This window comes from Acidobacteriota bacterium, assembly GCA_020845575.1.
GTDB lineage: Bacteria > Acidobacteriota > Vicinamibacteria > Vicinamibacterales > Vicinamibacteraceae > Luteitalea.
Genome location: JADLFL010000005.1, coordinates 16,034 through 27,896 on the forward strand (window position 1 = coordinate 16,034; position 11,863 = coordinate 27,896).

Annotated in this window: 10 protein-coding genes and 1 tRNA gene; 8 read left to right on the plus strand and 3 right to left on the minus strand. The window is 68.8% G+C overall.

Features of this window, described 5'->3' with window-relative positions:
* Positions 1–38: 38 nt before the first annotated feature.
* Positions 39–2,342: a response regulator gene (locus IT182_01230; protein ID MCC6161952.1), complete on the plus strand. Its 2,304-nt coding sequence runs from the start codon at positions 39–41 to the stop codon at positions 2,340–2,342.
* 12 nt (positions 2,343–2,354) lie between these two features.
* Here IT182_01230 and IT182_01235 read toward each other — a convergent pair whose 3' ends face one another.
* Complete coding sequence (locus tag IT182_01235) at positions 2,355–2,939, minus strand: class I SAM-dependent methyltransferase (GenBank protein MCC6161953.1); 585 nt, start codon at positions 2,937–2,939, stop codon at positions 2,355–2,357.
* Positions 2,940–3,010: 71 nt separating this feature from the next.
* Between IT182_01235 and IT182_01240 the strand changes: the two genes are divergently transcribed.
* The gene (locus tag IT182_01240) at positions 3,011–3,529 is read left to right on the plus strand and encodes a DinB family protein (protein ID MCC6161954.1); all 519 of its coding nucleotides are present in this window, start codon (positions 3,011–3,013) and stop codon (positions 3,527–3,529) included.
* Between the two features lie 14 nt (positions 3,530–3,543).
* Here the strand turns inward: IT182_01240 and IT182_01245 are convergent, their stop codons facing one another.
* Positions 3,544–4,446, minus strand: coding sequence for an rRNA methyltransferase (locus IT182_01245; protein MCC6161955.1), 903 nt, complete (start codon positions 4,444–4,446; stop codon positions 3,544–3,546).
* A gap of 89 nt (positions 4,447–4,535) precedes the next feature.
* A complete protein-coding gene (locus IT182_01250) occupies positions 4,536–6,155 on the minus strand; it encodes an amidohydrolase family protein (GenBank protein MCC6161956.1) in 1,620 nt (539 codons plus the stop codon).
* 22 nt (positions 6,156–6,177) lie between these two features.
* Here IT182_01250 and IT182_01255 point away from each other — a divergent pair, with 22 nt between their 5' ends.
* From IT182_01255 to IT182_01280, 6 genes are all read left to right on the plus strand, one after another.
* Complete coding sequence (locus tag IT182_01255) at positions 6,178–6,549, plus strand: hypothetical protein (GenBank protein MCC6161957.1); 372 nt, start codon at positions 6,178–6,180, stop codon at positions 6,547–6,549.
* 2 nt (positions 6,550–6,551) lie between these two features.
* Positions 6,552–7,169 carry a DUF479 domain-containing protein gene (locus IT182_01260; GenBank protein MCC6161958.1) on the plus strand — a complete coding sequence of 206 codons (618 nt, stop codon included), beginning with the start codon at positions 6,552–6,554 and terminating at the stop codon, positions 7,167–7,169.
* 113 nt (positions 7,170–7,282) lie between these two features.
* Positions 7,283–10,186 carry a hypothetical protein gene (locus IT182_01265; GenBank protein MCC6161959.1) on the plus strand — a complete coding sequence of 968 codons (2,904 nt, stop codon included), beginning with the start codon at positions 7,283–7,285 and terminating at the stop codon, positions 10,184–10,186.
* A complete protein-coding gene (locus tag IT182_01270) occupies positions 10,179–10,802 on the plus strand; it encodes a response regulator transcription factor (GenBank protein MCC6161960.1) in 624 nt (207 codons plus the stop codon). Before IT182_01265 ends, IT182_01270 begins: the two co-directional genes overlap by 8 nt.
* Positions 10,803–11,259: 457 nt before the next feature.
* Positions 11,260–11,625, plus strand: a complete 366-nt coding sequence (locus IT182_01275; GenBank protein MCC6161961.1) for a hypothetical protein — start codon at positions 11,260–11,262, stop codon at positions 11,623–11,625.
* 40 nt (positions 11,626–11,665) lie between these two features.
* A tRNA-Arg gene (locus tag IT182_01280) sits at positions 11,666–11,742 on the plus strand.
* The last annotated feature ends 121 nt before the right edge of the window (positions 11,743–11,863 follow it).

Consider the following 11,863-nt stretch of genomic DNA (forward strand, 5'->3'; position numbering starts at 1 on the left):
AGCATTCTCGTCCACCCCGCTCACGCGTCTCCAGCATCGTGTCGATCCGGCGTGCCGATTCCCCGCTGAGCCGATATGGCAGCGCAGTGGTGGTCGTGGCCGTTGCCGCACTCGCGCGGTTCGGCCTGAACACCATGGGCGTCGATCCACGCACCACGATGTTCAGCCCCTTCTATGCCGCCATCGTCGTCGCGGCGCTCATGGGCGGGCTGCGGGCGGGGCTTCTGGCACAGGCGCTCTCCCTGGTGGCCAGCATCGTGCTGTGGACGCCGGGCGAACGCCTCACCGGCGTGGCGCTCGCTCCGATGGGGATCTTCCTCATCGTCAGCGGGCTCATCGTGTGGCTCACGCACGTGACGCGCACGGCGCTGGTCCGCGCCGAACATGCCGAGCATCGCGTACAGTCCACGCTCGACAGCATCACCGACAGTTTCGTGACCATCGACTTCTCGTGGCGCTTCACGTACGTGAACGACGCCGCACAGCACCACTTCGGTCTCGCGGCCACCGACGTCATCGGCCGCGCGTGCTGGGACGTCTTCCCCCAATCTGTCGGGACGTCCCTCGACGGCACTATGCGTCGCGTGATGACGCACAGGCTCCCCGTGACGCTCGAGACGGCGGCGATCCTGCGCCCGGGCCACTTCGTCCAGCTGCACGTGTCGCCCAGCGCGGATGGCATCTCGATCGTCTTCCGTGACATCACCGAATCGCACAGGCTGCGCGAGTCGCTGGTCCGACAGCAGGAGCGGATGTATCGCGCGCTCGAGGCGGCGCGCATGGCCGCGTGGGAGTACGACCCGCGCACCGGCCTGATGACCTGCAGTCCGTCTGCGAGCGACGCGCTCGGCGTGCCGGTGGAGATGCTGCCCCGCACGCGCGAGGCGAGCATGGCGATGATCCATCCCGACGACAGGCCGGCGCACGTGGACGCCGTCCAGCGCGCCTCGCAGTCGGCCGACGGCCAGTACCAGACGCGGTACCGGCTCGCGGAGGCCTATCTCTGCGGGCGCGAGGGTCCCGTCTGGATCGAAGACCGCGGCCGCCTGCTGTTCGACGAGGTGGGCCGGCTCGCGCTCATCCAGGGCGTGCTCCAGGACGTGACCGATCAGCACGCCACGGAGGACAGGATTCGCGCGCTCAATCAGGACCTGCGCGAGCGCATCGACGAGCGGCAGACGCTCCTCGAAGCCGCCCAACGATCGAGCCGCGCGAAAGACGACTTCCTGGCGGTCCTGTCCCACGAGCTGCGCTCGCCCATGCAATCGGTGCTCGGATGGGTGCAGGTACTGCGCGAGACACCCATGGACGATGACGAGTCCGAGCGTGCACTGGACACGATCGAACGCAACCTGCGTCAGCAGTCGCAGTTGATCAACGACATGCTCGACGTCTCGCGCATCGTCACCGGCAAGCTGGTCTTCCACATGGCGACGCTCCCGCTCTCGAGCGTGGTGCGCGAAACCATCGACGAGCTCTCGCCACAGGCCGACGAGAAGCACCTGTCGCTCGATCTGGACATCGATGGCGACCTGCTCGTCGTGGCCGATCGGGAACGCGTGCGGCAGGTGGTGTCCAACCTGTTCACCAACGCCGCGAAGTTCACGCCGGCAGGCGGCGCCATCACCGTGAGTTGCCGCGAGCGCGACGACATGGCGCAACTGGACGTCAGCGACACGGGCAGCGGGATCCGCGCCGACCTGCTGCCTGCCGTCTTCGAGCGCTTCAGGCAGGCCGATACCAGTTCGACGCGTGAACACGAGGGGCTTGGCCTCGGCCTCTCGATCACCAAGTACATCGTCGACCACCTCGGCGGCACCATCGAAGCGCGCAGCGACGGACCCGGTCGTGGTGCGACGTTCTCGGTGCGGCTGCCCCTCGCGACATCCAGACGACTGGTGACGCACGCGTCCACCCTCGCGGCGCGTCCGAGCGACGACATCGCCACCACGGCCTCTGCCGGCCGGCTGGCCGGCGTCGACGTGCTGGTCGTGGACGACCATCGCGACACGGTGGAACTCGTGGCGTTCGTGATGCGTCGCGAGGGTGCCGAGGTGCGTACGGCGCAGTCGGCGGCCGACGCGGTCGCCGCGTGGCAGGAGCGCCCTCCAGGAGTGCTGGTGACGGACCTGAGCATGCCAGGGATGGACGGGTTCGCGCTGCTCGGCGCCATCCGTCGTCATGGAGACCGGGTCCGCGCCGTGGCGTTGAGCGGGCTCGCGCGCGCCGACGATCGTCAGCGCGCGCTGCAGGCGGGCTTCGATGCGCACCTGGCCAAGCCCGTCGAACCCTCGGTGCTCGTCGACACGCTCGAGCGCCTCGTATCAGCCCCGGCGGGCTGACGCACCGGACGCTCAGCGCGCGGGGATGGTCCAGAGGTACACGGTCTTGCCATCGACAGCGACTGTCTGTTCCGGCTTCCAGTCGCCCATGTCGAAATCGTGCGACACGATCCGCGTGCCCGGGCGGAGTTGCTCCATCAACCGCGGCAGCAGCTTCACGTTCAGGCTCGGCAGGAGATACAGCGTCACCACGCTCGCCTCGCGGATGTCGGCCTCGAACAGATCTTCCTGCCTGAACTGCACCTTGCCGGTCACGCCGTGGTGCGCGGCGTTCTCGTTGGCCTCCCTGATGCGCTGCGGGTCGATGTCGATCCCCACGGCCTGGGCGCCCCGTTTCGCGGCGGCCACGACGATGCGGCCATCACCGCACCCGAGGTCGTAGACGATGTCATCCGGGCCGACCTTCGCGACGTCGAGCATCTTCTCGATCACCGCCTCGCGTGTCGGCACGAAAATCACGTCGGGTCGTCGCTCCGACTGGATCGGCAGCGCCGGTAGCTGCGCGTCGCCTGGCCCCGACGCGTCAGTCGTACACGAGAGACCCGCCACGACTGCCACGCTGAGGAGAGCCGTCCGAAACATTCGTCTGGGTGCCATCGTCTTCCGACTGTAACGCGAAATGTACAATGAGGGACATCAACTCGACAGTATTCGAGGGAGGAACATCGATGCGTATCGCAATCGCAGGACTGATGGTGGTGTGCACGGCAGGGTTGGCTTCGGCGCAGAACGACCCGATGATCGCGGCAATCAAGAGTCAGCACGCGATGATCACGAACAATCTCGTGAAATCGGCGGCCAAGGTGTCCCAAGCCGATTACGCTTTCAAGCCCACGCCTGAGGTTCGCAGCTTCGGTGCGCTGGTCGGGCACGTGGCCAACGCCAACTACATGATCTGTTCGACGGCCATCGGCGAGAAGAGCCCGGCCACCGCAGACGCGGAGAAGACACTCACCGCGAAGGCCGACCTCGAGAAGGCGCTCGCCGCCTCGCTCGCCTACTGCGACGCCGTCATCGGCAAACTCACCACCGCGACGGCCGCCGAGTCGATCAAGTTCTTCACCGGTCCCACGCCGCGTCTCGGCATCATCGCCTTCAACAACGCGCACAACATGGAGCACTACGGCAACATGGTGACCTACATGCGCCTCAAGGGCATCGTGCCGCCGTCGAGCGAAGGCCGCTGAGCCTCTGACGTTCGCTACCGCGTCTGGGCGGTGCGCCAGGCATCGCCCCACTCCACCTTCCGCGCCGCCCGCCATGCATCGTCGCGCTTCGTGACGATGGTGCGGCGCAGGCCTTCCACATCACAGAGCGTGAGCGTGATGCGCCCCTTCTCGATGATCGGGTGCCGCAGCACGCGTGCCTGCGTCTGCCGCGCATCGTGCGCACGCAACGCCACCAGGTACGAGAGCTTCTCGTCTTCGTAGCCGCGCGACGCGGCCTTCGCCTGACGATGGCGTCGCGAGCGCGGCACGCGGACGGCGAAATGACACCAGTCGCGACCATCGTCGCGCGCCACGCGCGTCAGTGGGCACGGCCCGCCGTGCGGGCACGGCGCCACGACAGTCGCGCCTGACGCGATGAGCGCGGCTCTGGCCTCCACGATCCGATCGAAGCCGGCCGGCGTACCGGGCTCGACGAGTACGAGGACCGACGTGGTGGCCTGCCAGGCCGAGGAGACGAGCGCGGACCTCGCCGGTGTCGGGAGTTCCGCGAGGGCATAGGCCGCCATCACGAGATCGGCAGCCGGCCACGTCTGTCGCGATGCCAGATCGGCGACGACCTGCGTAAGCGCCACGGCGCGATCGCCACTCACTTCCGTAAGTAGTCTCGAACCTGTGTCGAGCAGCGGCCTGCTGCGATCGACATGCGCGACGTGCGTCACGGCCGGTGCGACATCGAGTGCGGCGAGACTGGCCGTCCCGGGGCCGGCGCCGATGTCGAGCACCGTGCGTACGAGCGCCAAGGCCTCGGCTGGCACGTGCGCGAGAGCGGCACTGACGGCGGCATACGTCGCGGGAAATCGTACGGCGAGGTATGCCGCATGGCGTGCGGCGTCCTCGGCAGGGATCGGCAGGCCTGATGCGTAGTCGTCGCTCACGGCCGCCGACGCCTTCGCCAGCGCGCGGCCGGACTGTCCCGTCAGTTCGGCGTCGATCGCCGCTTCCAGCCGCGGCGGCAGACCGATGGTCAGGATCGCCGCGACTCCCGCTGGAGCGCGCGCCCGGCAAGGGCGCGCGTCGGCTTGCCATTGTCCACGGCAACGGTGCCGTTCACGAGCACCCACGACATCCCGGTCGCGTGACGATGCGGTTCCTGATACGTGGCCTCGTCGCGCAGTGCCGCCGGATCGAAGACCACGATGTCGGCGTACGCGCCTTCAGCGACGCGTCCGCGTCCGTCGATGGTGCAGACGTGCGCGGGCAACCCCGTCATCGAATACAGAGCCTGTGCGAGCGTCAGCGTGCGGCGCTCGTTGACGAAGGCCGTCAGCTTGCGCGTGAACGCGCCGTGTCCGCGCGGGTGCGGCTTGCCCTCGCCGGGCATGTACGTCGCGCCGTCGCTGCACGTCATCATCCACGGGCGGCGCATGAGGAACTCGATGTCGTCCATCGACATGTTGAACGACACGATCGACGTATCGTGCAGCGTCACGAGCGCGAGCGTCGCCTCTTCCGGCGTGACGCCCCGCGCGCTGGCGATCGCCTCGAGCGACTGCCCCTCGATACGACGATCCGGCGGATGGAACGCCACCACCAGCGTGCCGGGGCCACCGCGGCGACGGATGTTCTCCTTGACGAGCGGCAGGAGTGCCGCCCGCTGCGCGGGATCGGCGAGACGCGTGACGAGCGCCTTGCGTCCCCCGAGTTGCGCGCCACGCGGAATCAGCGCCGCGAACAGGCTGGTGCCCGACGCCTCGTACGGATACTGATCGGCCCACATCGAAACGCCGCGCGTGCGGGCTGCCTCGACGTGCGCGGCGCACTCGCGCGTCTTCCCCCATGCGTCGGGACCGAGCGCCTTCATGTGGGTCACGATGCCTGTCGTGGCCGACCGCTCCGCGATGGCGATGATCTCGTCGACGGCAGCGACAACACCGATCGTGTACGTACCTTCGTCGCGGATGTGGCTGGCGTGGATGGCCGACGCGCCGAGGACCTCGGCAGCCACGCGCATCAAATCGGCGACTTCGTCGACGGTGGCGTAGGCCCCCGGCGTGTAGAACAGACCGCTCGACACACCGAACGCCCCTGCCTGCAGCGCCTGGCGGACGAGTGCCCGCATGCGATCGCGCTCGGCTGGTGTCGGCGCGCGCTGGGCGCCGCCGATCACGGCACCACGAATCGCGCCGTGCCCGACGAGCGGCGCCACGTTGACGCCGGTACCGAGCGTGGCCAGTCGCGCCCGTTGCGCGGCGATGTCGACCGGTCCCCCGCCGTCGGGGTTGATCACGATGGTCGTCACGCCCTGCGCGAGCAGCGCCTCCGCGGTGTGCAAGCCCCTGCGCGCCAGACTCTCGGCCGCATGCGAGTGCGTGTCGATGAAACCGGGCGCGACGACGCGCCCTGTTGCGTCGAGCCTGCGGAGGGCAGTCCAGCCGGACAGATCGCCGACGGCGACGATCCGGTCGCCGACGACAGCCACGTCCGCGACGACGGGCGCGCGTTGCAGCGTGCCGTCGTGGACGAGCCCGCCTCGAATCAGGAGGTCTGCCGCACGCCCCTGTCGCACGCGCGCCGACGATGGCCGCGCCGCGCCGCCCAGCAGCGCCGCCGTTCCGGCGGTCGCGAGAAATCGTCTGCGATTCACCTCGCGAGTGTACTGTGAGACGATGCCGGGAGGGACATTCGAGAGCGACGTTCCGGCGAGGAGGCCGCGCATGGTGGACGTGAAGAAGTGGGGACGAGGACGCAGCGACGGGCACTATCCGGTCGACGCCTTCGGAGAAGGGTTGTCGGAGGACGCGCCGCACAGCGGGGCGTGGCTCGGCGAACGACCTGGCCTCGACGCCAACGGCCAGGCCCAGACGCTGACGTGGATCGGCATCAGTCTGGTCGGGATCGGCGTCGGCATCCTGCTCACGCGGGCGCTCATGGGTCATGACGATGTGGAACGGATGCGCGGCTGGCTGACGGCACCAGACCAATCCTTCCCGGCAAGCGACCCGCCGTCGTTCAGTCCCACGACCGCCAGCCTCGGCTGAGCGTGAATTTCCTCGCTCACTTCCTCCTCTCGAACGACGAGGACGACCTTCGCCTCGGCAACCTGCTGGGCGACGTCGTGAAGGGCCGCGTGGAGCGGTACGCGTATCCGGGCGTGACCGAGCGCCTGCGGACCGGCATCCGCCTCCATCGCACCATCGACTCCTACGGCGACGTGCATCCCGTCGTCAGGCGCACGAAGCAGCGCATCGCGGGTCGCTACGGGCGGCTGTCTGGCGTGATCGTCGACATCTACTACGACCACGTGCTGGCGCGCGAATGGACGTCGCACGCCGATGGCCCTCTCGACGCCTTCGCACGCGATGTCTATCGCACGTTGCTGACCAACACCGATCGCCTGCCGCCCGACGTCCATCCCCTGGTCCTGACGATGACTGGTAAGGACTGGCTGACAGGTTACGCCGACCGCGACTACGTGGCCCGCGTGCTGCGCGCGATGGCCCGGCGCAACCCCGTCGCGTCGGGCATCGGCACGGCCGGCGAGGAACTGCGTCGCGACTACGACGCCATCGCCGCCGACTTCGCCGAGTTCTTCCCTGATCTGCAGCGCCACTGCCAGGACTTCCTGGACCAGTCCGACTCGACGCCCGCCTCGCCGTAACGGCGCCGACGCGCGTCAGGTTCGACGGCAAATCCCCACGACGAGTCACGCCGCGATAGCCCGATCGGACTACAACATCCATGTCCTTCGGCTGCTACCATGCGACGACTCCCATGCGCTGCCTTGTCTGCTGCGTGCTCGTGCTGCTGTCGCCTGTGCGCGACGCGTCGGCGCTCAATGAACACAGGGCGCTGAGCCAGTTCGGCCATCGCGTGTGGACGCGCGACCAGGGACTGCCGCAGGACTCCATCCGGTCGATCGCGCAGGCAGCGGACGGCGCGCTCTGGGTGGGCACCGAGGAAGGGCTCGTGCGCTTCGACGGCCTCGAGTTCACGTCCTTCGGTCGCGCCGCCGATGGCCTGGCCAACGCGACGATCTCGGCGTTGCTCGGCAGTCGTGACGGTGCGGTGTACGTCGGGACGCATCTCGGACTCTTCCGGTATCGCGACCGCCAGTTCCACAGCTTCTCGGCGGCTGGTGTCACCGGGCGCGTGGGCGCCATCGTGGAAGACCGCGCGGGCGTCGTCTGGTTCATCGAAGACTGGCAATTGCGCGCCATCCGCGGCGACGCGGTGGACGCGCTTGGTGTCGCACACGGGATCACGGCGGACGGCATCCGTCATCTCAGGCTGACGACTGACGGGCAGTTGCTCGTCGTCGACACGAAGGAGAAGGCCTTCGTCTGGCGCGGCACCAGGTTCGAGCCTGTGCCGCCGGCGGCGACAACGCGTGAGCACTCGGCCATCGGGACGGGCACCCCGCGCGCCTGGGTCTGGGAGCGCGACCGGCTTCGAGGCCTGCCGTCCTCGGGGACGGGCGACGCCGTGGAACTGACGATCCCGTTCCCGAGCGTGCGCGCGGCCCTCCAGGACCGTGACGGCGGCCTCTGGATCGGCACGGGTGAAGGCCTGCTCCGCAGTGTGGGTGCGACGCTGGAGCGCGTCAGCGCCCCCAATTTCTCGGCGCAATCGGTGGTCTGGCAGCTTTTCGAAGATCGCGACGGGACGTTGTGGGTCGGGACCAACGCCGGGCTGCACGAGTTCCGCGATCTGCGGGTCGCCGTCTTCGGAAGCAGCGAGGGGTTTCCGAGCGACCAGCCGACGGTCGTCCACCAGCACGTCGACGGCGCATTGTGGATCGGCTTCGAGAACGCCGGCATCGTGCGCGTGCATGACGGACGGCGCGACTCCATCACCGAGCGCGACGGCCTGCCGGCCGACAAGGTCTTCAGCATCCGGTCATCGACACGCGGTGACGTGCTCGTGGCCACGGCGCGCGGCCTGGCCCGGTTTCCCGGGGGGCGGCCGACAGGCGTGCAAACGGAGTTCACGGTCGACGGCGCAAGCGTGTTCGATGTCGTCGAGGACGCCGGAGACCGCCGCTGGATGGCCACCTCGCGTGGCGTATTCCTCGCCGATGCGGCAGGGACGCGCCGGGTGCTGCCGGAACTGACCGCCGCGTCCGCGCTCGCGACGACGCTGGCCCTGTCGCCGGACGGCACGTTGTGGGTCGGCACGCACTCCACCGGCATCTGGCGATATCGCAACGGTGCGGTGACGCAATTCACGACGCGCGAAGGGCTGCCTGGCAACGCGATCCGCGCGCTCCACCTCGACGATCAGGGCGTGCTCTGGATCGGTTCGCTCGGCGGTGGGCTGGGCTGGTGGCGCGATGGCACCTTCGGCACGCTGGATCTCGATGATGGCGGTGCCAACGTCGGCCAACTCGTCCCCGGCGGCGACGGCACGCTGTGGGTCGGGACGAGCACCGGGATCGTGCAGGTGGACCGCGCCGTCGCGCTGACTCGGGGCGCCGACGCGAAACGCGTTGTCCTCTCGGGAGCGGCCGACGGCCTGCGCTCATCGCAATGCGCCCCCGCGTTCCCGACGGCGCGCGGCGGCACCGTCGACCGGAACGGGCGAGTCTGGATCATCACCGCCAATGGCCTTGTGCGCTTCGATCCGCGTCGGCTGCACGCCCTGCCACGGCCGCACGCGACGCGTCTCGGCACCATTGCGATCAACGGCACGCCCCAGTTGCCCACCGATGAAGTCGTGCTCGCGACGGACGTGCAGCGGGTCACCTTCGAGTTCTCGGCGGCGTACCTCTACGCTCCCGAACGCCTTCGCTATCACTATCGACTCGACGGCTACGACACGGGCTGGATCGACGGCGGCACCAGACGGGCCGCCGACTACACCAATCTTCCGGCGGGGCACTACCGCTTCATCGTCGCGGCGACACTCGGAACCGACCAGGCGGAACCTGCCAGCATCGTGGTCGTCCAGCGCGCCCCGTGGTATGCCGCCGCATGGTTCCCCGTCGTGGCCGTCGGCGGGCTCATCGCGGCCGGCGGGCTCGTCTACGTCGGACGACTACGGCGGCTGCGGCAACGTTTCGATGTCATTCTCTCGGAGCGCGGCCGCATCTCGAGAGAACTGCACGACACCCTGGCCCAGGGCCTTGTAGGCATCTCGACGCAGCTCAGTGGCGTTGCAACGGTGCTTCGTGAATCGCCGGACGTGGCCGAGCGGCGCCTGCGTCTCGCGCGGCGGATGGTGCAGCACAGCCTCACGGAAGCGCGGCGCTCCATCATGGACCTCCGCGATCCCGTGCTCGACAGACTGTCACTGCGAGCCGCGATGGCGCGCATGGCGGCGCAGTTGACGGCCGGGTCGCCGGTGCGCGTGTCGATCGAAGGCGACGACGAGCCGGCGGATCTCACGGCCTCGGGCCGTGAACACCTGCTGCGCATCGCCCAGGAAGCCGTCCACAACGCGATGAAGCACGGCGATCCGCGTACGTTGACGATCGTGCTCCAGGCGTCGGAGCCTGTGCTGCGCGTGGAAGACGATGGCCGCGGGCTGGATCCGGTGCTGACAGACCAGGCGGCGGAAGACGGTCATTTCGGCCTGCTCGGCATGCGGGAGCGGGCGCGTCTGATCGGCCGGCACCTGCGCATCCGCAGCGCGCCAGGTGAGGGGACGACCATTGTCGTGGAGCGTGGCGATGACTGACAGGCACATCCGCATCCTGATCGTCGAGGACCACCTGATCGCCCGCGTCGGCTTACGGACGATCGTCGAAACGGAGCGTGACATGACCGTCGTCGGCGTCGCCGCCGACGGTGCGGAGGCCGTGGCCCAACACGATCGCCATCGTCCCGACGTGACGGTGATCGACATGCGCCTGCCCGTGATGAGCGGACCGGACGCCATCCGCGCGATCCGCGGATCGTCGCCGAGGGCGCGCTTCGTGGCGCTCAGCACGTACTCCGGGGACGAAGACGTGCGTCGGGCCCTCGATGCCGGTGCGCAGGCGTACGTGACCAAAGACGTGCTGGATGCCGAGTTGATCGACGTCATCCGGCGCGTACACGCGGGCCACGCCTACCTGTCCAGCACCGTCGCGTCCACGCTCGCCGCGAGCATGCCGCGGCCAGACCTCACACCGCGGGAACGCGAGATCCTGGCGCTCATCGTCGACGGCCTGGCGAACAAGCAGATCGCGGACCGGCTGTCCATCGCCGAGCACACGGTGAAGAACCACGTGAAGAGCGTGCTGGCGAAGCTGGACGTCGGCGATCGGACCGAAGCGGCGATGGCCGCCATCAGGCGTGGTTTCGTGGAGTGAGCCCGGCTGTCGATGAGCATCGCGGGGGCCGGCAGGGCCACATGAGAGTGCTGTCGGTTCACCCCAACCCCTGCTTGGATTGGACGTCCGTCTCCCAGCGGTCGCAAGCCGACGCCCCGCGATCCGGGCCGGTGACCGCGCATGCACGTCACCGGGCGTGAGCTGGCACGCAGCATCGCCGAAACCGGACCCGGCCGGATCGCCCCACCGGGCCACGTCGATCTGGCCCTTTGGAGTGAGGCCGTCGCGCGCGGCTCGCCGAGGCGCGCCAGACCACTCGCGTGACCTCGCCGCGATCTGGTCCGAATGGGTCATGCGCGGGTGGCCCCCCATGGGTATGCGCGCCGGCGAGACTCCGGGCACGCTGTTGACATGCGGACGATGACCTCCCGCGATCGCACGAATGTCTCGTGCGGTTCAGGACTCGGAGGATGCGCCGCGGAACAGTGAGAATCATATGAACCGCCGAATCTTTTTCCTGCTGCTTGCCGCTCCTCTTGTGACGTCGACCGTACTCGCGCAGCCCCTTCCCAAGGTCTTGTTCGGAGGTGGCGTGCTCGTTGGCGTGGATGCGACCTCGTCGGTCGCCCGCCTCCAGCAGGGAGAGAGCGAGCAGGTCTACTCGCTCGCGAAGGATGCCGAGATCGTCCAGGGCAAGGACCGCCTCGACGTAGCCGACCTGGCCAAGGCCACGGGAACCTACGTGACGGTGCGGTACAAGGACACGAATGGCACGCGCGTCGCGGATCGCGTCAAGCTCACCGGTCGTCGGCCCGCCGCGACATCGTCGGTAGCGGCGGCGTTGCCGGCCGTGACTCCGTAGGCCGCCGTGCAGGCGCGCGATGCGATAATCTGACCCGCACGCGCCCGTAGCTCAGCCGGATAGAGCACCGGCCTTCTAAGCCGGGGGTCGCAGGTTCGAGCCCTGCCGGGCGTGCCACGTCGCACGGCGACGTGGCATCGCCACGGCAGTCCTCAGCCGCGCGGCTCCGCCGTCGGCTCGCCGCCGCGGTCGAGCCCGCCCTGTCAGACCGCCCGTCGCACGGCGACGTGGCATCGCC